21 protein-coding genes are annotated in these 23,061 nt (G+C 61.0%); 8 read left to right on the plus strand and 13 right to left on the minus strand.

Annotated features, from left to right (window positions below; translation table 11 throughout):
* Nucleotides 1-153 precede the first annotated feature (153 nt).
* Nucleotides 154-612: an EVE domain-containing protein gene (locus tag ABWU19_RS04460; protein ID WP_435900561.1), complete on the plus strand. Its 459-nt coding sequence runs from the start codon at nt 154-156 to the stop codon at nt 610-612.
* Here the strand turns inward: ABWU19_RS04460 and ABWU19_RS04465 are convergent.
* On the minus strand, nt 587-1,807 hold the full coding sequence (locus ABWU19_RS04465) for a type II secretion system F family protein (protein ID WP_435900562.1): 1,221 nt from the start codon (nt 1,805-1,807) through the stop codon (nt 587-589). The two genes, ABWU19_RS04460 and ABWU19_RS04465, sit on opposite strands and share 26 nt — an antisense overlap.
* 122 nt (nt 1,808-1,929) lie before the next feature.
* Between ABWU19_RS04465 and scpB the strand changes: the two genes are divergently transcribed.
* The 3 genes from scpB (at nt 1,930) to ABWU19_RS04480 (ending at nt 4,121) form a co-directional block, all read left to right on the plus strand.
* Entirely contained in the window at nt 1,930-2,454 is a 525-nt protein-coding gene (scpB, locus tag ABWU19_RS04470; RefSeq protein WP_435900563.1) for an SMC-Scp complex subunit ScpB, read from the plus strand.
* A gap of 143 nt (nt 2,455-2,597) precedes the next feature.
* Nucleotides 2,598-3,365 carry a 2-phosphosulfolactate phosphatase gene (locus ABWU19_RS04475; protein ID WP_435900564.1) on the plus strand — a complete coding sequence of 256 codons (768 nt, stop codon included), beginning with the start codon at nt 2,598-2,600 and terminating at the stop codon, nt 3,363-3,365.
* Nucleotides 3,366-3,368: 3 nt separating this feature from the next.
* Nucleotides 3,369-4,121 carry a WecB/TagA/CpsF family glycosyltransferase gene (locus ABWU19_RS04480; RefSeq protein WP_435900565.1) on the plus strand — a complete coding sequence of 251 codons (753 nt, stop codon included), beginning with the start codon at nt 3,369-3,371 and terminating at the stop codon, nt 4,119-4,121.
* Between the two features lie 242 nt (nt 4,122-4,363).
* Here the strand turns inward: ABWU19_RS04480 and ABWU19_RS04485 are convergent, their stop codons facing one another.
* Nucleotides 4,364-5,290 carry a peptidylprolyl isomerase gene (locus ABWU19_RS04485; RefSeq protein ID WP_435900566.1) on the minus strand — a complete coding sequence of 309 codons (927 nt, stop codon included), beginning with the start codon at nt 5,288-5,290 and terminating at the stop codon, nt 4,364-4,366.
* 242 nt (nt 5,291-5,532) lie between these two features.
* Here ABWU19_RS04485 and ABWU19_RS04490 point away from each other — a divergent pair, with 242 nt between their 5' ends.
* Nucleotides 5,533-6,840, plus strand: a complete 1,308-nt coding sequence (locus tag ABWU19_RS04490; RefSeq protein ID WP_435900567.1) for a protoporphyrinogen/coproporphyrinogen oxidase — start codon at nt 5,533-5,535, stop codon at nt 6,838-6,840.
* Between the two features lie 274 nt (nt 6,841-7,114).
* Here the strand turns inward: ABWU19_RS04490 and ABWU19_RS04495 are convergent, their stop codons facing one another.
* Nucleotides 7,115-7,774, minus strand: coding sequence for an ABC transporter ATP-binding protein (locus tag ABWU19_RS04495; protein ID WP_435900568.1), 660 nt, complete (start codon nt 7,772-7,774; stop codon nt 7,115-7,117).
* 18 nt (nt 7,775-7,792) lie between these two features.
* On the opposite strand from ABWU19_RS04495, the gene ABWU19_RS04500 reads away from it, so the two are divergent.
* Nucleotides 7,793-8,470, plus strand: a complete 678-nt coding sequence (locus ABWU19_RS04500) for a Crp/Fnr family transcriptional regulator (RefSeq protein WP_435900569.1) — start codon at nt 7,793-7,795, stop codon at nt 8,468-8,470.
* Nucleotides 8,471-8,840: 370 nt separating this feature from the next.
* A complete protein-coding gene (locus ABWU19_RS04505) occupies nt 8,841-9,596 on the plus strand; it encodes a 2-phosphosulfolactate phosphatase (RefSeq protein WP_435900570.1) in 756 nt (251 codons plus the stop codon).
* 178 nt (nt 9,597-9,774) lie between these two features.
* Here the strand turns inward: ABWU19_RS04505 and asnS are convergent, their stop codons facing one another.
* Nucleotides 9,775-11,097, minus strand: a complete 1,323-nt coding sequence (gene asnS, locus ABWU19_RS04510; protein ID WP_435900571.1) for an asparagine--tRNA ligase — start codon at nt 11,095-11,097, stop codon at nt 9,775-9,777.
* Nucleotides 11,098-11,279: 182 nt separating this feature from the next.
* Between asnS and dnaE the strand changes: the two genes are divergently transcribed.
* Complete coding sequence (dnaE, locus tag ABWU19_RS04515) at nt 11,280-15,095, plus strand: DNA polymerase III subunit alpha (protein ID WP_435900572.1); 3,816 nt, start codon at nt 11,280-11,282, stop codon at nt 15,093-15,095.
* Here dnaE and ABWU19_RS04520 read toward each other — a convergent pair.
* From ABWU19_RS04520 to ABWU19_RS04560, 9 genes are all read right to left on the minus strand, one after another.
* Nucleotides 15,092-15,922, minus strand: coding sequence for an alpha/beta hydrolase (locus ABWU19_RS04520; RefSeq protein WP_435900573.1), 831 nt, complete (start codon nt 15,920-15,922; stop codon nt 15,092-15,094). The genes dnaE and ABWU19_RS04520 overlap by 4 nt on opposite strands.
* The gene (locus ABWU19_RS04525) at nt 15,919-16,629 is read right to left on the minus strand and encodes an ABC transporter ATP-binding protein (protein WP_435900574.1); all 711 of its coding nucleotides are present in this window, start codon (nt 16,627-16,629) and stop codon (nt 15,919-15,921) included. The genes ABWU19_RS04520 and ABWU19_RS04525 overlap by 4 nt, the downstream gene beginning before the upstream one ends.
* Nucleotides 16,626-17,378, minus strand: coding sequence for an ABC transporter ATP-binding protein (locus tag ABWU19_RS04530; protein ID WP_435900575.1), 753 nt, complete (start codon nt 17,376-17,378; stop codon nt 16,626-16,628). Before ABWU19_RS04530 ends, ABWU19_RS04525 begins: the two co-directional genes overlap by 4 nt.
* The gene (locus tag ABWU19_RS04535) at nt 17,375-18,289 is read right to left on the minus strand and encodes a branched-chain amino acid ABC transporter permease (RefSeq protein ID WP_435900576.1); all 915 of its coding nucleotides are present in this window, start codon (nt 18,287-18,289) and stop codon (nt 17,375-17,377) included. Before ABWU19_RS04535 ends, ABWU19_RS04530 begins: the two co-directional genes overlap by 4 nt.
* 11 nt (nt 18,290-18,300) lie before the next feature.
* Nucleotides 18,301-19,221, minus strand: a complete 921-nt coding sequence (locus tag ABWU19_RS04540) for a branched-chain amino acid ABC transporter permease (protein ID WP_435900577.1) — start codon at nt 19,219-19,221, stop codon at nt 18,301-18,303.
* 57 nt (nt 19,222-19,278) lie between these two features.
* The gene (locus ABWU19_RS04545) at nt 19,279-20,442 is read right to left on the minus strand and encodes an ABC transporter substrate-binding protein (RefSeq protein WP_435900578.1); all 1,164 of its coding nucleotides are present in this window, start codon (nt 20,440-20,442) and stop codon (nt 19,279-19,281) included.
* 136 nt (nt 20,443-20,578) lie between these two features.
* The gene (gene kynA / locus ABWU19_RS04550) at nt 20,579-21,406 is read right to left on the minus strand and encodes a tryptophan 2,3-dioxygenase (RefSeq protein ID WP_435900579.1); all 828 of its coding nucleotides are present in this window, start codon (nt 21,404-21,406) and stop codon (nt 20,579-20,581) included.
* A complete protein-coding gene (gene kynU / locus ABWU19_RS04555; protein ID WP_435900580.1) occupies nt 21,406-22,635 on the minus strand; it encodes a kynureninase in 1,230 nt (409 codons plus the stop codon). Before kynU ends, kynA begins: the two co-directional genes overlap by 1 nt.
* A gap of 8 nt (nt 22,636-22,643) precedes the next feature.
* Complete coding sequence (locus ABWU19_RS04560) at nt 22,644-23,057, minus strand: RidA family protein (RefSeq protein ID WP_435900581.1); 414 nt, start codon at nt 23,055-23,057, stop codon at nt 22,644-22,646.
* Nucleotides 23,058-23,061 lie beyond the last annotated feature (4 nt).

The raw sequence follows: 23,061 nt of genomic DNA on the forward strand, positions 1-23,061 counted from the left end.
TCTGGCAAAGGCTCGGACGGAGCCTTCGGGGATGGGTACGGCGTGGGCCGTCCCGTGAGAACCGAGAAGCCCCGCTCTGAAGAGCGGGGAGTCGTCACGTGGGTGTTTTAGACTGCAAAATCTCAAACTCGGCTAAAGATAGACTGTCCAGGTATGAACTACTGGCTGCTTAAGTCGGAACCCGAGGTGTTTGGCATAGACGACCTGAAAAAGCAGAAAACCACCCTCTGGGACGGGGTTCGCAACTACCAGGCGCGCAATTTTCTAAAGGCCATGCAGGTGGGCGACCTGGCTTTTTTCTACCACTCCAGCACCGAGCCCCCCGGCATTGTGGGGCTGTGCAAGATAATCGAGACCCACCTTGCCGACCCCAGCCAGTTTGACCCAAAGTCGCCCTATTTCGACCCCAGCAGCACGGTTGACAATCCGCGCTGGTGGACGGTGCGGGTGGGCTTTGTGGAGAAGTTCGAGCCGATGCTTACCCTGGGGCTCTTGCGGCAAAACTTCAGCCCCGACGAGCTTATTTTGCTTCGCCGGGGCAATCGGTTGTCGGTGATGCCCGTCGATTTGGACGTGGCCGAGCGGATTATTGCGTTGAAAGCGTCCCGATAATCTTGAACAGCGGCAGGAACATCCCGGCCACAATCACCCCCACCACAAAGCCCAGGAAGATGATCATCAGCGGCTCGATGGCGGCAGTCAGGGCGCTGACCGCTTCGTCTACCTCGCGCTCGTAGAAGTCGGCAATCTTTTGCAGCATGGTATCGAGGGCGCCCGTCTCTTCACCGATGGCAATCATCGAACTCACCATGGGGGGGAAGACCTGCGGGTGGGCCTGGATGGTGGTGTAGACGGGCTCGCCCGACTGGATGGCGATCTTGGTCTGCTCGAGGATGTCTTCCACAATGGCGTTGCCGGCGGTGCCTTTGGTGATGTCCAGGGCTTCTACGATGTTTACCCCGCTCGAGATCAGCAAGCCAAAGGTGCGTGAAAAGCGAGCCAGCGCGCTTTTCTTCATCAGGTTGCCGAACACGGGGAGCTTTAGCTTTATCTGGTCAATCTGATGCCGACCTTTATCGGTTCGATAGTAGGCCCGGTAGGCAAAAAACAGGGCCACCGCAATCAACACGATAAAAATGGTGCCCTGGCGCAAAAAGTCGGAGATGCCCATCAGGGCCCGGGTCAGCGGCGGCAGCTCCGAGCCCAGCCCAGTCAGGATCTGGGCAAACTGCGGCACGATGCCGGTGAGGAGGAAGTAGGTCACCCCAATTGCAAACACAAATACGATGGCCGGATAAGTCATGGCCGAACGAATTTTGCCGATCAGGGCCAGCTCGTTTTCCAGGAAGGTGGCCAGACGATCCAGAATGGCATCCAGCGTACCCGAGGTCTCGCCTGCCCGCACCAGGTTGATGTAGAGGCGGCTAAAAAGCTTATGTTTGCTAAGGGCTTCGCTGAAGTTGCCCCCCCCCTCGACCTCGGTGCGAATTTCCTTGAGAATGGCCTGGAACTTCTTTTTCTCGGTCTGCTTCTCCAAAATCGCTAGGGCCTGCACAATCGGCAAACCGGCGTTGAGCATGGTGGCTAGCTGGCGGCTGAAGATGGCCAGGTCTTTGAGGCCGGGCTGGGGATCCAGCCCTGGCAGCTTAATCTCGGCCTGCAGGCCCCTGCCGGGCTCCTTGATTTCGGCGATGAACAGGCCCTTTTCTCGCAGGATGCGGGCAGCTGTGCGCATGTCATCTGCTTCGATGACAGCATTGATCAAGCGCCCCTGGCGGTCCCTGGCCTTGTATTGATAGGTTGGCATACTCACCCTAGTATAGCCTTTGCAGGGCCAGGGGTAGGTGAAATAACCACATTGAGCCAATTTGACCTGGAGGAGAAGGGGAGGGGGGTGCTTAGTGCCACCCAGAGGCAGAGATGTCAGGTATGGATATACAGAATCTTAAAGCCCAGGTTCTGGCAGTATTGTTTGCGGCAGGGAGGCCACTTTCCCTGAAAGAGCTGAGCCCGCTGGGTAGCGAAGAGGCGCTCACCCGGGCGGTGGTGGCCCTCGAGCGCGACCTGGCCGATGGTCGTCTGGGGGTACAGCTCGAGCGGGTGGCGGGGGGGTGGCGGCTGGTGGTACATGCCGTGCACCTGTCGGCGGTCGAGCAGGTATTGCGCCCTACCCCGCCGCGCATTTCCAAAGCAGCCCTGGAGGTGCTTGCACTGATCGCTTATCAGCAGCCGCTTACTCGAGCCGAACTGGAAGCTTTGCGCGGCAAGAGCGTGGAGGGGGTGCTCGAGGGGCTGGTAGAGCGCCAGCTGGTTCAGATTGTGGGTGAGAAGGACGCCGTGGGGCGGCCTAAGCTGTACGGCACCACCGACCGGTTTTTAGAAATGTTTGGGCTGGAAAGCCTGGCCGACCTGCCCCCGCTGGGGGAGGGCCCGGTGCTGCTATTACGCAGCTAAAGTGGCTTAAAGAAAACAGCAATCCCCTTTAGACCGCGTAGTGAGCTTATTTTTGCCACCAGCCCCCAGCACCCGCCCTGGGCTGTGCCATAATGCGACGGGCCAGTGTGACGTCGGCCCTTCTATATAATGCCGCAGGAAGGGTGCGCGATGCACTTAAGGGAGGCTATTACGCTGTGACGCTACGGGTAGATTTGGTTCCCAAACCTCCATATCCCCAGCCGGTACTGGTAGTGGACGTGTTTTATGGCAGTGCGGTAGGTGTTTTACTGGCTGCCGGAGCCCAGGAGGTCTGGGTTGCCAGGAGCGTGCGGGCTGCTTTAGCACTGGCTGAGGGGGGCGCGCTGCTCCTGGGCGAACAGGAGGGTCTTCCGCTGGAAGGGTTTCATGGCGGAATCTCGTTGCAGACTTTGCCGGGGCTTCGGGCCGAGGGAAAAACCTGTGTTCTGCTGGCTCCGCCACTGGCCGAGTCGTTGGAGCAGATGCCGTTACAGACTGCCCTGGCTTATTTTCGCAACGCCAGAGCGGCGGTGGCTTACGCCGTTGAGCAGCACATAGACACCGTGGTTGCCGCAACCCAGGCCCGGCTCGAGCCCAGCCTGGCCAGTACCGTTGTGGCAGGTTTTATAGCCAAGCGCCTGTACCAATCCCTGGGTAAGGAAGGTGCGCTACAGGAAGGCGCACGGCTGGCTACTGCCCTGCTCAAATCCTTCCCAGACCCGCAAGAGGCGCTGGTGCAGTCCGATCTGGGTAAACAACTTTACCGTGCAGGCCGTAGCGAAGAACTGGCCCTGGCAAGTTTGGTTAGCGTAGAAGAGGTAGTCCCAAGGCTAAGGCAAGTACGGCTGCTGGAGGCAAAGCAGTACGGCCTGACCAAAGACCGCTTTGGTTTTTGTTTTCAAGCGAGGTAGGGCGTGCACCGCGTAGAAGTTCTGGGTACCCCAGTCGATCTGGTAGACCTCGAGCAAACCCTAAACTGGATCGAAAGCAAAATGTCTCATCCTGAGCGCTACTGCGCCCAGATCATCACCACCAACCCCGAGGCCGTGGTGCGCGCTCAAACCGAGCCTGCCCTCAAGCAAGCCCTTCAGGAGTGCGAGCTGGTTACGGCCGATGGGGTCGGGATTGTCTGGGCGGTGAGGCTGCTTACAGGACACCGCCTCACCGACCGGGTGCCGGGTTCGGAGATCCTGCCCGCGGCCTTTGCGCGTTTTGGGCCTCGCTTGCGCGTCTATTTTTTAGGAGCTGCCCCTGGAGTAGCCTTGCGCGCAGCGCAGCACGCTAAAGCCCGCTGGGGAATCCAGGTTTGTGGGGTTCAGGATGGCTTTTTCACCGATGAAGAGGCTGTGGTGGAGGCCATCCGGCAGGCCCAGCCCGACTTGCTGGTGGTGGGAATGGGCGAACGACAGGACACCTTTATTCATCGTCACAAGGCCCGGCTGGGGGCCAGGGTTGCCATTGGCGTGGGTGGCATGATCGACGTACTGGCCGGAGAGGTTAAACGGGCTCCTGCCTGGGCACAACGGCTCAAGATTGAATGGCTGGTGCGCATAGCACTAGACCGGCGACGCTGGGGCCGGTTTCCCCGGCTGCTGCATTTCGTGCGCCTGGTTTTAAGGGAAAAGCTCGGGCCTCAATCGGTGGGTAGCAGGGGTAGAGGTGAATAAAGCCTGGCACTGCCCCATAAACATCGGCCAAACAACGATGCTGCGGGTGGAGGCAAATCGAGCCCGCAGATCTTTAGCGCATACGAACCCAAACGTGCAGCTCAAACTCCGACTGGATCTCCCCGCTGCTTTATGGTGGGAGCCCCAGCAAAAGAACGAATCCAGGACATTGCTTCTCCGCAAGACTGGTCGTAGCCAGGGCATCGCCTACCAATACCCAGTACAGCAGTTGAGCATTTGTGCTACAGGTTCTCGGGGAACAGCCTGATGGGGGTGCGGTTTACGATGTTGTCCAGCACCTTCTGCAAGGCGGTATCCCGGATGGCTTGCTCCAGCCCCCCTCTGACCTGTTCGAAAGACTGGAAACTGGCAGCCTCGATGCGGTTGAGCAAGATGATGTGATAACCAAACTCAGTTTTGACTGGGGTCTTGGAGCTTTCTCCGGGTTTTAGCGCGGTCAGGGCTAGCTCGAAGGGGGCTATATAGGTGCCTCTGGGTTCGCAGCCGAGGTTGCCGCCTTCGTCTTTGCTGCCGGGGTCCTGTGAAAGCTCTTTGGCCAGGTCGGTAAACTTTTCACCCTTGCCCAGCCGGGCAATTACCTGGTTGGCTTCTTGGGCCGTGCCAACCAGAATGTGCGAGGAGCAGTACCGCGCTGGCACAACAAACTGCTGTTTGGAGACCAGGTAGAGCATCCGCAGCGCAGGCTCACTGACCTGCAACCGCTGGAGCAGGTGCTCGAGGTAGGCGTTATAAGTCAGAGCTTCGTAGACCAGCTCGTAGTAGGCCTCGATACCAGGAATACCGGCCTCCTTCAGGGCCTGGATAAACTCTTCCTCGCTCTCGAAGTCGGCTTTTACCTCCTCGATGGCCGCATCTATATCCGTTTTTTTGGCGGCAAAGCCCGCTGTTTCAGCGGCAAGAACGATGGCCCGGTCACGGGCCATCCGGTCCAGGAACCGGGGCTTAAACTCGGCCAGCGCTGCTTCCGCTTCCGGGCTGTAGGCCTGGCCGCGCTGCCGCAAAAAATCGCGCACAAACAAACGGAACTGCAGGTCAAACTGGCTTTTGGTAATGGAAGAGCTGGCCACAGTGGCTACGACGGGGTTGGGCTGGGCCATAGCCAGCGAGCCTAGTGTCAAAAATAGCAACAGCACGTGTTTTATCTTCATCTACACACCCCTGGGGCAGCATATTCCCAACCCGCCAACAGCTTGCGATGGTTGCAGAACTGCTTGTGGGGTTATGCTAACACGTTCTGGGCCACACTGTGATTGCAGCGAGAAAAACCGCCCTGCCCAGAAGCGGGTTTTACAGGATAGAATCGGCAGGTGTGCAAGAGTTTTGATGTTTCGAGCAGTCTGGGTGCTTGGCTGGGTTTCAGACCCTACGGTCTGGGGTGCGGGGCCGGCGCATGAGTAAAGCAGTCATCATCGGTGGGGGGCTTTCGGGATTAACCGTGGCCTACTGGGCCAGCCAAGCCGGGCTCGAGGTCAGCCTGCTCGAGGCCACCCATAACCTGGGCGGCCATAACCAGACGGTGAAGCTGGAGGGCTGGGCGCTTGAGCTGGGCGACGGGTACTTCGACGAGCAGCCCAGCACCTTGTTCACGCTTTGCGCCGAGCTGGGCCTCGAGCCACAGCCCCTTCCCAGCCTTAAACGGGTGGTTCGCTCCAGGGGACAGGACTGGGTTCTGCCCCCCGGTCTGAACCCCGCTACCGGCTATGGCCTGCATCGGCTGGTGGAGTTGCCCTTTGGCCGCAGGGTCAAATGGCGGCTTGGCACTGAACGCCTGGTGCCCCCCGCATTGGTTAAAGATGAGCCACTGGGTGCTTTTTTTCGCCGGAGGCTGGGCCCGGAAGTCTGGGAGGTGCTGGAGCCATACCTGGGTGTGCTGCTGGGCGGCCCGGCGGAGGAGGCTTCGACTCCCGCAGCTTTTGCTGCCCTGCTCCGGCTCGAGCGCCAGGGGGGTCTGATGGTGGGTGGCCGCCAACTCAGGTCGGAGGGCCGCTGGCACCTGGCTGCTGGAATGGGCAGTCTGGTTCAGGCCCTGGCCAACCACCTGCAAAAAGCCCGGATTCTTACCGGCCAGGAAGCCCTGGCCATTTCCCGCGATGTAGGCCGCTGGCAGGTGCATGTGCGGGGAGGCAGCCTCGAGGCGGATGCAGTTGTGGTCGCGCTCCCGGCCCCTCGAGCAGCTCAGGTTTTCCGTCCAACAGCCCCGCAAATGACCACCCTGCTCAACCAGTTCCCCTACCAACACAGCGCCAGGGCGTATTTGCTCTACCGACACCCCCAACCGGGCATAGAGCCAGCCGAATACTACTGGGCCCAGGCGGAGGGTTATGCGGGCTGGGCCCTGCGGCTAACCCAGCTCAACCCTGAGCTGAGCCTGGCCCGCGTGCAGTTCGTTGGAGATGTGGCCCGCTCTACCGATGCCGAGCTTTCTCGCCTGGCCCAGCTCGACACCAGCCGACACCTGCAAACCCCAATACGCCCCCTGGCCGCCTGGGTTTTCCGCCAGCCGCGCTCGAGGCCCCAATTTACCCAGGGCCATACCCGCCGGGTCGAGGCCCTCGAGCAGGCCCTGGTGCATGCGCCCGGCCTCTTCCTTACCGGGGGCTATCTGGCTGGCCCTGGTCTGGCCCACCAGATTCAACACAGCCACAAGACCGTCCAGCACATGCTCAACTTCCTGGCCCTCTCGGCCCCCCAGGAGTAAAAAGCCGTAGGGGCTGGTAGATAACCCGCTCCACCAGCCCACCGCCGAATGCCTATCGCACTCTTCGCAGGCGTTGCATCCCATCCGGGAGACAACTGTGCTGTGCAGGACGGCGCATAAGTTTTTGAGCGGCTCAATAATTGTGAAGAGCGCGCTATGGCAACTCTCGAAGCAGGTGGTTCGGTGATGGGAAAGCTTTCCCTAACGCATGGATGAACATCTGTAGCGGTAATCTGTGCTCAAGGGGCAGGGTGTAGCAAATTGCCTTGTGGGTTCAGCCCAGCCGTATTTCCGGAAGACCCCGTACCAGGTGTTCGTCGTGGGTGGCAATGATAACGGCGGTGCCCAGGTCTTTGGCTAAGTTGAGCATGAGTTCCCAAACCTTCTCGGCATTGCGCCGATCCAGGCTGCCGGTGGGCTCGTCGGCCAGGAGCAGCCTGGGCCGGTTGTAGAGGGCCCGGGCCACCGCGATTCGCTGCCGTTCGCCGCCAGAGAGGGCTTTGGGGTGCAGCTTGGCCCGGTTTTGCAACCCAATTCGTTGCAGCAACTCCTGACCCCAGGCCGTATCTACCTCGCCTGCCAGATATCCGGGAACCAGGATGTTCTCCAGCGCCGTGAGTTCGGCCTGCAGGTAGTGATGCTGAAAAACCAGGCCGGTGAAGCGCAGCCTGCGCTGGGCCAGCTCCTCTTCATTTTGTACACGAATGCTCTGCCCGTTCCACCTGATCTCACCTTGCTGGAGGTTCAACAAGCCAGCCAGCAGGTGTAAAAGGGTGGTTTTGCCACTGCCCGAAGGGCCCAGAATTACCCGAACCTCGCCCTTATGCAGCGCGAAGCTGAGGTTTTGGAATAACCTGACTTCGTCGTAGGAAAAGCTCAGGTCGGTGACTTCCAGCACCGGCGTGTTGTCTGCTATTGGCAAAGCGTTACGCACCCTTGTAGAGTGTACCTGATGTTGGCTGACACACAGGTACTGGCAAAAACCCCCCTATTTCAAGGGGTACCTCCACAGGCGCTCGAGGTAGCCCGGGAGGCCTTTGTTACCCGTAACTACCCGGCGGGTAAACTGATATTTGAGGCGGGAGATATGGGGGCTGCACTCTATATTGTGCAAAGCGGCCAGGTTCGTATCTTCCGAACCTACCTGGATGGTCGTGAGCGGATGTTCGCTTACCTGGGCCCTGGGGAGGTGTTTGGGGAGATGAGTCTGCTGGATGACCAGCCCCGCAGTGCCTCGGCGGAAACCACCCTGGACTCGGTGCTCCTGGTCTTATACCAGGATGCCTACTGGAGCCTGGTGCGCAAATGGCCGGAAATCTTGCACAACCTGGCGACCATCCTGGCAAGGCGCTTGCGTGAGGCCGACCTCGAGCTCGAGGTGCTTTCCTTTGAGGAGGCCCGGGGCAGGGTGGCCTATGCCTTGACCAAGCTGCGCAAGCAACGGTATGGCGATGGGCTCAAGATGAAGCTGACCCACCAGGAACTGGCCCAGCTCTCCGGGACCAGCCGCGAGACGGTAACTCGAGTGCTGCACGCTTTGCGGGAAGAAGAACTGGTGAAGGTGGGCTCGGGCTATGTGGAAATTCTCGACCCAGCAGGGCTAGAAGAAGTTTTGTTCGGATTGCGCTAAGCCAGCCCCGGGCGGGATGGCCACTCATCGGGCAGCCTGCTGCAGCAAAGATACTGGCCCTGCTTCGACCCGCTCGTTGGTGCGGTCAAGGTTATCTATCGCTGTGGGGATGGGGTTTCCTCGGAGGTCTCTTTGCACAGTTGTGGGTTTATCCGTTATGATTCCCTTCGTCCTCATCTATGTCTCAGCTTGTGCCCCCCCTTTTTGCCAACCAGCTCGCCGGTGCGATGGTGGTTTTTGCTACCTGGGCGACCGACGCCGGCAAAAAGCAGCTACCCCACAGCTTTTTGAACGCTGGGCATGGTGAGGTTTTTGGGGGAGATTCCCCTGCATCATGCCAGGGGATAGACCTTCTTTTGAGGCAAGAGATATGCGCTTACGGGCTGATCTAGTTCCACAGGACAACCTGAGCTACCCAGATGTGGTGCTGGTAGTAGATGTGATTCGAGCCACAACTACCGCGACGGCCTTTTTGGAGGCGGGGGCCAGCGCTTTGTACCTCACCTCCGATCTGGAAAGCGCCCGGGCCTTCCGCGACACCGATGTGGTACTGGCCGGTGAGGAAGGCGGGCTCAAACCCGCAGGTTTTGATTATGGCAACTCGCCGCGGGATGCGCTGGAAGCGCCGGTGGGTGGAAAAATTGTGGTGATGTGCACTACCAACGGCACCCGCACCGCACACCTGGCCGCCCGTAGCGCCAAACACGTGCTGCTGGCCTCGCTCTATAACGCCCACGCTGCAGCCCGGTTGGCGCACCAGCTGGCTACCGAGGAAGTGGCCATTTTGTGTGCGGGCAAAGAAGGGCGGATTGGGCTGGACGATGTGTATACCGCAGGTGTGCTGGCTGAGTTTTTGCAGATTATGGGTTCTTATGAACTCGAGGATGGGGCGCTTACAGCCCTTACCACGCGCCGGGCCTACCCCGATCCGCTCGAGCCCCTCCACCTGTCCGGTGCTGCCCAGGCCTTGCGCCAGGTGGGGCTCGAGGCCGATGTGCCTTTCTGTGCCCAGGTTGCAGCCTCGCCAGCGGTAGGCATGCTCGAGGGGCGGGTGGGGGAGGCCCTCATTTTTAAGCGAGCCCAGCGCCCGAACAACACCAGCTCGAGCCAGATTCCGGCCCTATAGTGGAGGCCCCCCAAGGACACTTCTTATCAGGATATAGCGTGCTCTTCATAAGCATTGACTCTCTACCTAACTTGGTTGCTGTGTTCGGTACAGCATAGTGGCCTCCCGGATGGGAGGCCAGGCCTGTGAAGGGTGCGATAGCCTGGGCCAAAGCGGAATGCTTTGGGTGAGGTTTGTTTTAGGGTCGCATCCGGGTGTACATGCGGGGAAATGGAATGGCCTCGCGGATGTGCTCAATGCCGCAGATCCAGCGCACGGTGCGCTCGAGGCCGATGCCAAACCCTGCGTGTGGCACGGTTCCGAATAGCCTCAGGTCCATATACCAGTCGAAGACTTCTTCGGGCAGGTTATGCTCGCGAATCTTCTGCAGCAGCAGCTCGGGGTCGTGGATGCGTTGCGAGCCCCCGATAATCTCGCCTACCCCCTCGGGGGCCAGCATATCGGCGTTGAGTACCAGGCGTGGGTCGCTGGGGTCGGGCTGCATGTAGAAGGCCTTGATGGCAGCCGGGTATTTCTCCACAAAAATGGGCCGGTCAAACTGTGCGGTGAGGGCGGCTTCATGTGGGGCGCCAAAGTCGTCGCCCCAGTTTAGGGGGGTGAGCTCGAGTTCGGGCCTCTGGGCAAGCTGGTTGACCATCTCTACCGCCTGGGTGTAGGTAATTCGGGGGTACTTGCCCTGCGCGGTGCTCTCCAGCACGGTTGTGTCGCGCTCGAGCATCTCGAGCTCGAGCTTTTTGTTTTCCAGCACCCGCCCGACCAGGTAGACCACCAGATCTTCCTGAAGCTGCATGTTCTCCTCGTGGGTCATAAAGGCCACTTCCGGCTCAATCATCCAGAACTCCAGCAGATGCCGCCGGGTTTTGCTGCGCTCGGCCCGGAAGGTGGGGCCAAAGGTGTAAACCTTACCAAAGGCCAGGGCCCCGGCCTCGGCATAAAGCTGGCCCGACTGCGAGAGGTAGGCCTTCTCGCCGTCGAACAGGTCTACCTCGAACAGGTCGGTGGTGCCCTCTACTGCATTGGGGGTCAGGATGGGGGCATCCATGCGGACAAAGCCCCGAGCATGAAAGAAGTCGTGGATGGCGCGCTCGAGCTCATCGCGTACCCGCAGCACCGCCCAGGCCCGGCGGTGGCGCAGATACAGGTGGCGATGATCCATCAGAAAATCGACCCCGTGTTCCTTGGGGGTGATGGGGTACTCCCGGCTGGGTCGGGCAATTACCTTAAGCCCTCGCAGCGAAAGCTCATAGCCCCCTGGCGCCCGGCTGTCGGCGCGCACCAGCCCCTGCACCTCCAGGGCTGTCTCCTGGGGCAGGTGGTCGGCCTCCTCGAACTGTTCGTCGGGCAGCTCACCCTTGAAGGCGGTGGCCTGCATGAAGCCCGTGCCATCGCGCAGTTGCAAAAAGTGAATTTTGCCCTTGGAGCGGCGGCCGGTGAGCCACCCCCGGATGATGACCTCTTGACCGTCGTATTTTGCCAGTTCTTCAATGAAAACCCTTTGCACAGGGTGATTCTAACCATAAATACCAGATTTGGTCAGTTTGCTGACCCGGGTCGGCAAGCTGGCCCAGCCGCGGGACCCTGTACCCACGTGCGGGGGCGAGCCAATTTCATGACATCTCAGGCTTTGATTTTGTGGGTTCATGCCCCCCCCGCGCCCCCGATTTGCGTTATGATACCTGCGTAATGGCCACCGACCTAAATCCACAGAACCGGCATAACCCCAGTACCTGCCCGGCTTGTAAATTTGCCCACCTGCACCAGCACACCCAGTTCAGCCTGCTGGATGGGGCGGCCCGGCTCAAAGACCTCCTGAAATGGGTCAAGCAGGTCTCGCCCCAAGAGCCCATGCTGGCCATGACCGACCACGGCAACATGTTCGGGGCGGTGCAGTTTTACAAATACGCCAGCGAGATGGGGGTCAAACCGATTATCGGCTACGAGGCCTATGTGGCGGCGGAATCGCGCTTCGACCGCAAGCAGGGCAAGGGGCTGGACGGGGGCTACTTTCACCTCACGTTGCTGGCCCAGAATATGGAGGGCTACCAGAACCTCTCCCGCCTGGCCAGCCGGGCCTACCTCGAGGGCTTCTACAGCAAACCCCGTATCGACCGTGAGATCTTGCGCGAGCACAACGCTGGCATTATTGCGCTTTCGGGCTGCCTGGGGGCCGAGATTCCGCAGTTCATCCTGCAAGAGCGCTTTGAGGATGCCGAAAAACGCCTGCAGGAGTACCTCTCGATTTTCGGCCCGGAGCGCTACTTTATCGAGATTCAAGACCACGGCCTGGCCGAACAACATAAGGTGAACAAAGTTTTGAAGGAGTTTGCCGACAAGTACGGCCTGGGCCTGGTAGCCACCAACGACGGCCACTATGTTAAGAAAGAAGACGCCGAGGCCCACGCGGTGTTGCTCGCGGTGCAGTCGAAGTCGACCTGGGACGACCCAAACCGCTGGAAGTTCCCCTGCGACGAGTTTTACGTTAAGAGCCCCGAGGAGATGCGCCAGACCTTCGAGGACGAAAAAGAACTCTGGGGCAGCCGCATGGACGAACTCTTCGACAACTCGGTGAACATCGGGCGGATGTGCGATGTGGAGCTGGTGCCCAAAAAAGTGCAGTACCGCATTCCCAAATACCCTCTGCCCGAGGGCCGTACCGAGGTGACCTATTTCCGCGAGCTCACATTTAACGGGCTGCTCAAGCGTTACCCCGAACGGGTGACCCCTGAGCTGTACCGGGAGTTTTTGCGCAAGATAGGCCGACCGGTGCCGCATGGCGATGGGGAGATGCTGGCCCTGGAGCTGGCCCGCATCGAGGACCTCGAGGCCACCCGGGCCCACCTGCCCGAACTCAAGGAAGGCATCGAATGGGACGGGTGGGCCATTCTGTCCCGTGCCATCTACGAGCTGACCGTGGTAGAGCGCATGGGTTTTCCGGGTTACCTGCTTATCGTGGGCGACTTCATCAACTGGGCCAAGGACAACGGCATCTCGGTGGGGCCGGGCCGTGGCTCGGCGGCGGGCTCACTGGTCACCTATGCCACCCGCATTACCAACATTGACCCCCTGGCCTACAACCTGCTTTTTGAACGCTTCCTCAACCCGGCTCGGGTTTCCATGCCCGATATCGATACCGATTTTTCCGACGTGCGCCGGGGTGAGGTGATTGAGTATGTGCGCCAGCGCTACGGCGACGAGATGGTAGCCCAGATCGGTACGTTTGGTACGCTGGCGGCCAAGGCCGCCATCAAAGACGCTGCGCGGGTGTTTGGGCTGCCGGTCAAAAAGGCTGACGAACTGGCCAAGCTCATCCCGGTGACTTTTGGCAAGCCGATGCCGCTGGACAAGGCCGTCGAAGCCATTCCCGACCTGCGGGCCGAGATGGAGAAAGACCCGTTGGTCAAGCGGGTGCTCGAGGTGGCCCAGAAGCTCGAGGGCCTTTCGCGCCAGAGCAGCGTGCACGCCGCGGGGGTGGTCATCTCCGACGTACCCCTGCGCGACCACATCCCTTTGATGCGGGCTGGGGATAACGGAGCCAAGGTGACCCAGTACGACATGGGTTCGGTGGAGGCCTTGGGGTTTTTGAAAATGGACTTTTTGGGCCTGCGGACGCTTTCCTTTCTGGATGAGTGCAAACGCATTGTCAAAGAGTCCAAAGGGGTCGAGCTCGATTTCGATAACCTGCCCATCGACGATGCCAGAACCTTTGAGCTACTGGGCCGGGGGGAGACCAAGGGGGTTTTTCAGCTCGACTCAGCCGGCATGACCAGCGCGGTGCGGGGCCTCAAGCCGCGCCGCATCCAGGACATCATCGCCCTGGGTGCCCTTTACCGGCCCGGCCCCATGGAGAACATTCCCACCTACATCCGCCGCCACCACGGGCGCGAGGAGGTGAGCTACCCGCAGTTCCCCAACGCCGAGAAGTACATCCGGCCCATCCTGGAGGAGACCTACGGGATTCCTGTTTACCAGGAGCAAATTATGCAGATAGCGACTGCTGTAGCGGGCTACAGCCTGGGCGAGGCCGACCTGCTGCGGCGGGCCATGGGCAAGAAGAAGATGGAGGAGATGGTTAAGCAGCGGGCGCAGTTCAAGGAAGGGGCGGCCAAAAAGGGCATTCCCGCCGACGAAGCCGACCGGCTGTTTGACCTGCTCGAGGCCTTCGCCAACTACGGCTTCAACAAAAGCCACGCGGCGGCTTACGCCATGCTGACCTACCAGACCGCCTACGTAAAAGCCCACTTCCCGGTGGAGTTTTTTGCTGCGGTGCTCACGGTCGAACGCCACGACTCCGATAAAGTGGCGGAGTACATCCGGGCGGCCCGCATCGCCGGGGTGGAGGTGCTCCCCCCCGATATCAACCAGTCGGGCTTTAGTTTCCGGGCGCTGGAAAAGAGCGTGCTGTTTGGGCTGTCGGCAGTAAAAAACGTGGGCGAGACGCCTACGGAGCTTATCCTGAAAGAGCGCGAGCGAGGGGGGCCTTATAAATCGTTGCCGGACTTCCTGCGGCGGCTCGAGGGAACCGTAGCCAACAAGCGGGTGGTGGAGTCGCTGATTAAGGCCGGGGCTTTTGATGCTTTTGGCCCTCGAGGCCCCATGCTGGCGGCGCTTGACGACCTGCTCAAGTGGGCCCAGTCCGAACGCGAGCTGGCCCAGTCGGGCATGATGGGGCTTTTTGGTGAGGCGCAGGAACCCGTAATCCCCAAAGCCCCACTGCTGGATGCCTTAACCGAGCTTCGCATGGAAAAGGAGGCCCTGGGCATCTACGTAACCGGCCATCCGCTTTCGCGCTACCAGGGCCTGCGCGAGGCGGCAAGCTGCACGGTGGAGGAGCTGCCCCAGGCTTTTGCCGAGCAAAAGGGCAGCGGCAACTTGGTGAGCAGCGGCGATAGCCGTCTGTCCCGACAGGGGATCGCCCAGCGGGCGCGCTTGCTGCTGGCGGGCATGGTAGAGGGCATTGTGCGCAAGCCGACCAAGTCGGGCGGAATGCTGGTGCGTTTTACCCTGGCCGACGAAACCGGGGCGGTAGAGGTGGTGGCGTTTGGCCGGGCCTACGACAAAATTTCCCCCCGCATCGCCGAGGATGCCGCGGTGCTGGTGCTGGTAGAGGTGGAGCCTGATGGCGAGGGGGAGAGCCTGCGGGTGGTGGCGCAGGATGTGTTTCCTTACAGCGAGCTCGAGGGCCTGCCCAGGGTGCTGGAGCTCGAGCTAGACCTGGCCCTGCTCGACGAAGAAAAACTCCTGGAGCTGCGCAGCCGACTCGACGAGATGACCGGAGGGCTGCCGGTACAGCTCAAGGTGCGGGGGCCGGGGGGCTGGGCCATGATCGAAGCCCGGGAGGTCAAGGTGAGCGAGCAGGCTCCCAAGTTGTTGCAAGACCTGGACTGGCTCGAGGCCCGCCTGATTCCCGACCGTGAGGTGCTGCTGGGCTTTGGCAAGCCTGCCGAGGGCAACTTTAGGAACCAAAAAGGATCGGATCAGGGGCCGGTGGTTCCGTTCTAAGGGGGACTGGCCCCGTTAAAAGAAGCCCACACCGGGCTGTCAGGATCGGCGAGTTCGTCCAGGACGTTGAAGTGGTGTCGGCCCGGTACCGACCTTACTTCGCTGCAGTTCGCGGGCCAGGCTGCCTTCAGCAGGTGGCTTTGGCGCTGGAACTCGCTGGACTCCAGCGCCCCCACCGCCAGCACCAGCGGGGCCCGCAGGGTGGGGGTTTTGTAGACAGGACTGCAAGCCCTGGCGCTTTCCACATCGAGCCTCAGATCGGCGTTGAACGACACTTGAATCAACGGCTCTAGATCAAACAAGCCGCTAATGGAGATGCCCCCGGCAATGGCTTCTGAGGGGAGACTATAGCGATCCCAGGGGGTGGCGAACATCTCAGCGGTGAGGTGCCCCCCAGCGGAGTGCCCGCTGATCAGGAGGGGTACACCCCCCAGCCCATACCTGGGGGCGGCCTGGTAGAGCCAGGCCACCGCCCGCCGGCATTGTTCGGTGATCTGGCCGATGCTCACGGCTGGGCAGAGCGCGTAGTTCAGCACCGCCAGGCTTATGCTCCGGGCCACCAGCGGCGGGGCCAGCCAGGAGAAGTCGTCCTTGTCGAAGGCCCGCCAATAGCCGCCGTGGATGAATACCAGAAGGTAGCGGCTGTTCTCAGCCAAAAAGAGGTCGAGGGTCTCGTTGGGCCCACTGCCGTAAGCCAGGTCGCGCTGGTGCGGCAGGGCGCTTCGGGCAGCCCTGGCCTCCAAGGCCCAGCGCCTAAAGTAGTCCTCGGCGTCGGGCACGCTAAGACGAGGGCTGTACTCTAACTCGTACCAGGAAGGCTTGCTCATACGCTCAGGTATTGCTTCCACACCTCGGGTCTGGCTTTTAGGCTGGTGGAGTCGCCCTGCCAGACCACCCGTCCCCGTTCCAGGATGGTGTGTTGGTCGGCCAGGGCCAGGAGGCGCTCGAGGTACTTGTCAATCACCAGGATGGTCTGGCCGTTTTCCTTTAGCAGCCGCAAGACCCGCCAGATTTCCTGCCGCAATAAAGGGGCCAGGCCCTCGGTGGCCTCGTCCAGAATCAAAAGCCGAGGGTTGGTCATAAGGGCACGACCAATGGCCAGCATCTGCTGCTCGCCCCCGGATAGCTGGAAGCCCAAGTTGTTGCGACGTTCCTGCAGGCGCGGGAAGAGCTCCCAGACGCGCGCAAGTGTCCAAGGGTTCGGGCTTTGGTTGCGGTTGGCCGCGAAGGCGACCAGGTTCTCCTCCACCGTAAGATTGGGAAAAATCTGTCGCCCCTCGGGGACTATAGCAATGCCCAGGGCAGCAATCTGCTCGGGGGCCAGGGCTTCGATGAACCGCCCGGCAAAGCGAACCCGCCCCTTACGGGCTGGGGTCAGGCCCACAATGGAGCGCACGGTGGTGGTTTTGCCCATGCCGTTGCGGCCCAGCAGGGTGGCTACCTGGCCTTCCTCCACCCGCAGGCTCACCCCGAAAAGCACCTGGCTCTGGCCGTAGAAGGTCTCCAGGTCTTCTACCTCGAGTAATACGCTCAAGCAGCACCCCCTTCCTCGCCCAGGTAGGCCTTGTGCACCTCAGGGTTGGCCCGGATTTCCGCCGGGCTTCCCGAGGCAATTACCTGACCGTAGACCAGTACCGAGATGCGCTGGGCCAGCCGGAAGACCGCGCCCATGTCGTGCTCGACCAGCAGGATGGTGTGCTGCTGGGCCAGCCGGGCAATCAGCTCGATCATCTTTTCCGATTCCTCCAGGCCCATCCCGGCCATGGGCTCGTCCAGTAGCAAGAGCCTGGGACGGGAGGCCAGGGCCAGGCCCACCTCGAGGGCCCGCTGTTCTCCGTGAGAGAGCTTGCCCACCACCACCTCAAAGCGCCCGGCCAGCCCTATCTGCAGCGCCACGGCCAGGGCCTCCTCGGTCAGGTGTTTTTCCCGCGAGACCGGCTGCCAGAAACGGAAGCTGCTGCCCGAGCGGGCCTGCACGGCCAGCTCGAGGTTGGCCCGAACGGTGTGGTTTTTGAACAGATTGGTGATCTGGAAGGTGCGGGCCAGGCCCCGGTGCACCCGCAGATGGGCGGGCAGATGGGTGATGTCTTCACCCTGGAAGCGCACCTGCCCGCTGCTGGGCTTGAGCACGCCGGTAATCAGGTTGATCAGGGTGGTCTTACCGGCCCCGTTGGGCCCGATCAGGGCGTGGATCTCGCCCGGGGCCACGCTCAGGCTGCAGTTGTTTACTGCCAGCACACCGCCAAAATGCCTGCTGAGCCCCACCAGCTCCAGCAGACTCATACCTTCCTCCGCAAAAGCCCGGCCAGGCCCTGGGGGGCAAAAAGCACGATGAACAGCAGGATCACCCCCACCCCAAGCTGCCAGTGGATGGTCAGGTCTTGCAGAACCTCTTCCACCAGCGAGAGCACCGCTGCCCCCAGCACCCCGCCCCAGAACTGGCCCACCCCCCCCAGGATGACCATCATCATCAGATGGCCGGACTGCTGCCAGGCCAGCAGGCTGGGTGAGACATACTGGGTGTAATGGGCCATCAGCACCCCGGCCAGACCCGCCGCGGCTCCGGCCAGCACAAAGGCCACCAGCTGAAAGCGGAAGACCGGGTAGCCCAGGGCCAGGGCGCGGGATTCGTTTTCGCGAATAGCCTGCAAGACCCGCCCAAACCTCGAGTGCACCAGCCTGTGCATTAGATAAAGCGCGGCCAGCAGCACCCCCAGGGTTAGGTAGTAGAGCGTGGTGTCGTTCAGCTCAAAAAGGCCAAACTCCGGTCGCCGGGCCCGGCGACCGTCCTCGCCGCCGTACTGCTTGAAGGAGACCACCAGGTAGTAGATCATTTGGGCGAAGGCCAGGGTGATCATGATGAAGTAGACCCCCCGTGTACGCAGGCTGATGACCCCAATCAGGAGAGCTAAGAGTGCGCTCAAGCCCACTGCCACCGCCCAGATGACCCAGGCCGAGGTGACGCCTTCGCGCATCAGTATGGCTACCGTGTAGGCCCCCAGGCCAAAGTAGGCCGCGTGTCCGAAGCTCACCATCCCCCCGTAGCCCAGAATCAGGTTCAGGCTGCTGGCGGCCAGGGCGTAGACCATAATTTTGGTCAGGAGGCCCTGGTAGAACTCGAGGCCGGTTGCGCTGGCAAGGGGCGGGAAGAGCAGTAGAAAGCCCAGTAAAGTTAAGGAGAAGAACCACTGCATGGCCTCTACCCCTACGTCCGGGCCGGAAAGAGTCCCTGCGGCCTAATGAATAAGATCACGGCCATCAGCAGATAAATCAGAATCGAGGCCAGGGCCGGCCCCAGGTTGGAGGCCACCTCCGGCGAGGCTACCTGGGAGAGAAGCAGCGGTAGAAAAGCCCGCCCGGCGGTGTCCACCAGGCCTACCAGCAAGGCGCCCACCAGGGCTCCCTTGACGGAGCCGATACCGCCAATCACGATCACCACGAAGGCCAGAATCAAGATGCTCTCGCCCATGCCAATCTGCACGGCCAGAATGGGTCCCAGGAAGGCTCCAGCGATGGCACAAAGCCCGGCCCCCACCCCAAACAGCAGGGTGAAGAGGGGCTTGATGGGCACACCCATGGCCTGGGCCATCTCGCGGTTGGAAGCCCCGGCCCGAAGCCACATGCCCACCTTGGTGCGGTTGACCAGCCAGAACAAAAGCAGCGCTACCAGAAGCCCCACCCCAATGATGACCAGGCGGAAGGCCGGGTAGTACAGGCCAGGCAGAATCTCCACCGGCCCCGATAGCCCCTCTGGTGTTGAGAGCAGCAGGGGTTGGGAACCCCAGATCATCCGCACCACCTCGTTGATGATGAGAATCAAGGCGAAGGTGGCCAGCACCTGCGAGAGGTGGTCACGCCGGTACAGCTGGCGCAGTACGCTGAGCTCGAGCAGCATCCCGACCAAGGCAGTGCCCAGCACGGCTAGTGGCACGGCCAGCCAGAAGTTGCCGGTGGCCCCGACCAAAGTAGCGGTCAGGTAGGCCCCAATCATGTACAGCGAGCCGTGGGCCAGGTTGATGGTGTCCATGATGCCCAAAACCAGGGTCAGGCCGGCTGCCAGCAAAAAGAGCATCAGGCCGAACTGGAAACCGTTTAGAACCTGCTCTACGAATAGGGTTGGGGGCATAGTCGGGTGGCCTTTGGGGGTAGAGAACAGCAGGGTGGCTTTGTTGTCGCTATAGGCTTATTTTAACCTACACTTATCCACGTAGGCATCGCGGTGGTTGGTGAAGATGGTACCCACCTGGCGGTTTACTATCTCGCCGTTTGGCTGCTGGATGACCTGACGCAGGTAATAGTTCTGGATGGGGTAGCCGTTGGGGCTAAAGCGGATGAACCCGCGGGTGCTATTGAACCCAGCCAGCATGGCCTTGCGCAACTCATCTTTCTTGCTCAGGTCGCCCCCTACGGCTTTAATGGCGGTATCCAGCAACAGCGCTGCATCGTAACCCTGCGAGGCGTATAGGGTGGGGATGCGGCCATAGGCTTTGCGGAAGTCCTCCACGAAGCGCTGGTTGATGGGGTTGTTGAGCTCTAAGGTCCACTGCGAGCTGTTGTAGATGCCCACCAGGGCCCGGCCCACGGCACGAATTACGTCGGCATCTGCCGAGAAGCCCGGTAGGAATAGGGGAATTTCCCGAATCAGCCCGGACTCGGCATACTGCTTGATGAAATTGACGCCCATGGCCCCCGGCTCGAAGGCGTAAACCGCCTTGGGCCGTGCCGCACGAATCTGAGCAATCTCCGCCGAGAAGTCGAGCTGGTTCAGCCGGTGGTAGACTTCGGCCACCACCCGGCCTTTAAAGTAGCGCTTGAAGCCAGTAAGGGCGTCGCGCCCGGCAGGGTAGTTGGGTGCCAGCAAAAAGACGTTCTCGAAGCGCCGGGTCTGCACATACTGGCCCATGGCCTCGTGCAGGTTGTCGTTTTGCCAGGCCACGTTTACGAAGTAGGGGCTGCACTGTTCCCCAGCATACTCTGAGGGACCGGCGTTCAGGCTTATGTAGAAGGTCTTTTCCTCAAAGATGGCATCTCCCACAGCTAAAAGAATGTTTGAGAAGATGATGCCGGTGAGGAAGTCTACCCGGTCGCGCTTGAGCATGCGGTCTACGGCCTGGCGGGCTACGTCGGGGTTTTGCTGGTCGTCGGCCACGATGACCTCTACCGGTAGGCCCCCAAGCTGGTTGTTGAGATGGCGCAAGGCCAGGTTGAAGCCATCGCGGGCGTCGATCCCCAGGGCCGCCCCCCCGCCCGAGAGGGTACTGACAAAACCGATTTTCACACTGCGCTGAGCCAGACCTAAAGAACCAATTGCAGCCAAAAGAACCAGTAGCCAGACCAACTTTTTCATCTTGCCTCCTCCGGTGTGTTCAGATGGATTTTCACTTCAGCCATAAGCGTGACCTCTGCTGGAGCCCTGTTTGCAGGGTTTCTATGGAGTGTAACCTTGGGGCCTTTGCATAAAAATCAACCTTTCAGTGGGTGGCTCAAAGCAAGGTGCGTACCTGCCAGAGCTCCGGAAAGAGCACAATCTCGAGGGCCCGCTTGAGATAGGCCACCCCGGCGGTGCCCCCGGTACCTTTTTTGTGGCCGATGGTGCGCTCGACGGTGGTGAGGTGGCTAAAGCGCCAGCGGCGGAAATTGACCTCCACATCCACCAGTTTTTCTGCCAGGTAGTACAAATCCCAGTAGCGTTCAGGCTGCCGATAGACCGTAAGCCAGGCCTCGGCCACGGCTTCCTGGGGTTCGTAGGGCTTGGCGAAGTCGCGCTTTAGCACGGCCTCGGGCAGCGCAAGACCGCCCTGGGCCAGTAGGCGAAGCGCCAGATCGTACAGGCTGGGGGCATGCAAAGCGGCCTCGAGCCTCCGGTACTGCTCGGGTTTGTGCCGGTGGGGTTTCATCATGAAGGGTTCTTTGTTCCCCAGCAAGAACTCGATCAGGCGGTACTGGTACGACTGAAACCCCGAGGCCCGGCCAAAAGCCGAGCGGAATTGGAGGTAGTCCGAGGGGGTCATGGTGGCCAGTACCTCCCAGCTGGCGCTCATCTGCTCCTGGGCCCGGCAGACCCGGGCCAGCATTTTGAGGGCCGGATCCACGATGCCCTGCTGCAGCAGCCCCATGGCGCTATTCAGCTCATGGATGATGAGCTTCATCCAGAGCTCCTGCACCTGGTGAATCACGATGAACAGCATCTCGTCGTGGGCCTCGGTGAGGGGCTGCTGGGCGGCCAGGAGTGTCTCCAGGCGCAAGTAGTCGCCATAGGACAGGTCGTGACTGAAGTCGGTGTGGGCGGCTTGGTAGGTGGTGTCTTTCATCAGGTTACCTTTGCCCTTTCCTGGAAACGTGCTTCCTTCCAAAGGCCACTTTGCATGACCTGGGCCAGCCGTTGCACCGCCTGGTAGACATCTTCGAAGCGCAGGTAAAGTGGTGTAAAGCCAAAGCGCAGGATGTCGGGGGCGCGGAAGTCCCCCACCACCCCCTGGGCGATCAGGGCCTGCATGACGGCGTAGCCTTCCGGATGTCGGTAAGCCACCTGGCTGCCGCGCCGGGCGTGCTCGAGCGGTGTGGCTAGCTGGAAGCCGTAGCGGGCGGCCAGGGGCTCCATCAACTGGATAAAGAGGTCGCTGAGCTGGAGCGACTTTTGCCGCAGCAGGGCCAGATCCACCCCCTCGAAGACCTCGAGGGCTGCCTCCAGGGCGCTCAGCGAGAGAATGGGCGGTGTTCCCACCGTTAGGCGGCGCAGGTCTTCGGCCGGCAGGTATTCGGGGCTAAAGGCAAAGGGGTCGGCGTGCCCCATCCAGCCGGTGAGAAAGGGACGGGTGGCGGCCTGGTGTCGCCGGGCTACGAACAGAAAAGCCGGTGCGCCAGGGCCTCCGTTCAAGTACTTGTAGCCACAACCCACGGCGAAATCCACCTGGGCCTGGTTCAGGTGTACCGGAAATGCGCCAGCACTATGGGCCAGATCCCACACCACCAGCGCGCCTTTTTGCTGGGCCAGCCGGGTCAGGTGGGCCATCTCGTAGCGGTAGCCCGTGCGGTAGTCCACCTCGGTGAGCAGCAAGACCGCAACCTCTTCGTCCAGGCTGCTCTCTATTTCCTCTTTGGATACAAGCCGCAGTTCATGGCGCTTCAGCAGATCGGTGATGCCCTGTGCGATGTAGAGGTCGGTGGGAAAGTTGGCGATGTCGGAGAGGATCACCTTGCGCCCTGGGCGGAGCTCGAGCGCGGCCAGAAGCACCTTAAAGAGGTTCACCGAGGTGGAGTCGGCCACCACCACCTCGTCGGGTTCGGCCCCAACCAGCCGGGCGATTTTGGCCCCCACCCGCTGGGGCAGGTCAATCCAGCCGTGGGTGTTCCAGCTTTTGATCAGGCTCTGGCCCCACTCTTGCTGTACCACCTGCGCCATGCGGGCCACCACCCGCTTAGGCAAGGCCCCCAGCGAGTTGCCGTCCAGGTAGATGACCCCTTCGGGCAAAAAAAACTCGTCCCGCTTGGCTGCCAAAGGGTCGGCTTGGTCGAGGCTTTTAATCTCGGCGAGGGTCATGGGTCTCCTTACTCGGGGATAACCGCGGTGGCTTCAATCTCCACCTTAGCTTGTGCTTCCATCAGGGCCTTGACCTCCACCACCGACATGGCGGGGTAGTGACGGCCCATCAGCGCGCGATAGATCTCACCCAGGGCGGGTAATGAATCCAGGTACTCCTGTTTGCTGGTGACAAACCAGGTCAGACGCACCAGGTGCTCGGGCCGGCCACCGGCTTCGGCCAGGGTTTCCAGGATATTTTGCAAGGCCTGGCGGGTCTGGGCCGCAAAGTCGTCACTCTCAAAAACCCTCTGGCGGTTCCAGCCAACCATGCCGGCCAAAAAAACCAGCCTGCCCTGTGCGACAATTCCATTCGCGTAGCCCCTGGGCATGGGCCAGCCCTGGGGCTGGAGAACTTGAAAGTGTTTGGCACTCTGTTTCATGGGA

The sequence above is a fragment of the Meiothermus cerbereus genome, assembly GCF_051297115.1.
In the GTDB taxonomy this organism is placed as follows: domain Bacteria; phylum Deinococcota; class Deinococci; order Deinococcales; family Thermaceae; genus Meiothermus; species Meiothermus cerbereus_A.

What these genes read in the sequence shown, in the direction of transcription:
- ABWU19_RS04460 (WP_435900561.1), top strand. Translation starts at nt 154, where the DNA reads ATGAACTACTGGCTGCTTAAGTCGGAACCCGAGGTGTTTGGCATAGAC.
- ABWU19_RS04465 (WP_435900562.1), bottom strand. Translation starts at nt 1,807, where the DNA reads ATGCCAACCTATCAATACAAGGCCAGGGACCGCCAGGGGCGCTTGATC.
- scpB (WP_435900563.1), top strand. Translation starts at nt 1,930, where the DNA reads ATGGATATACAGAATCTTAAAGCCCAGGTTCTGGCAGTATTGTTTGCG.
- ABWU19_RS04485 (WP_435900566.1), bottom strand. Translation starts at nt 5,290, where the DNA reads ATGAAGATAAAACACGTGCTGTTGCTATTTTTGACACTAGGCTCGCTG.
- ABWU19_RS04490 (WP_435900567.1), top strand. Translation starts at nt 5,533, where the DNA reads ATGAGTAAAGCAGTCATCATCGGTGGGGGGCTTTCGGGATTAACCGTG.
- ABWU19_RS04500 (WP_435900569.1), top strand. Translation starts at nt 7,793, where the DNA reads ATGTTGGCTGACACACAGGTACTGGCAAAAACCCCCCTATTTCAAGGG.
- ABWU19_RS04505 (WP_435900570.1), top strand. Translation starts at nt 8,841, where the DNA reads ATGCGCTTACGGGCTGATCTAGTTCCACAGGACAACCTGAGCTACCCA.
- dnaE (WP_435900572.1), top strand. Translation starts at nt 11,280, where the DNA reads ATGGCCACCGACCTAAATCCACAGAACCGGCATAACCCCAGTACCTGC.
- ABWU19_RS04520 (WP_435900573.1), bottom strand. Translation starts at nt 15,922, where the DNA reads ATGAGCAAGCCTTCCTGGTACGAGTTAGAGTACAGCCCTCGTCTTAGC.
- ABWU19_RS04530 (WP_435900575.1), bottom strand. Translation starts at nt 17,378, where the DNA reads ATGAGTCTGCTGGAGCTGGTGGGGCTCAGCAGGCATTTTGGCGGTGTG.
- ABWU19_RS04535 (WP_435900576.1), bottom strand. Translation starts at nt 18,289, where the DNA reads ATGCAGTGGTTCTTCTCCTTAACTTTACTGGGCTTTCTACTGCTCTTC.
- ABWU19_RS04540 (WP_435900577.1), bottom strand. Translation starts at nt 19,221, where the DNA reads ATGCCCCCAACCCTATTCGTAGAGCAGGTTCTAAACGGTTTCCAGTTC.
- ABWU19_RS04545 (WP_435900578.1), bottom strand. Translation starts at nt 20,442, where the DNA reads ATGAAAAAGTTGGTCTGGCTACTGGTTCTTTTGGCTGCAATTGGTTCT.
- kynA (WP_435900579.1), bottom strand. Translation starts at nt 21,406, where the DNA reads ATGAAAGACACCACCTACCAAGCCGCCCACACCGACTTCAGTCACGAC.
- kynU (WP_435900580.1), bottom strand. Translation starts at nt 22,635, where the DNA reads ATGACCCTCGCCGAGATTAAAAGCCTCGACCAAGCCGACCCTTTGGCA.
- ABWU19_RS04560 (WP_435900581.1), bottom strand. Translation starts at nt 23,057, where the DNA reads ATGAAACAGAGTGCCAAACACTTTCAAGTTCTCCAGCCCCAGGGCTGG.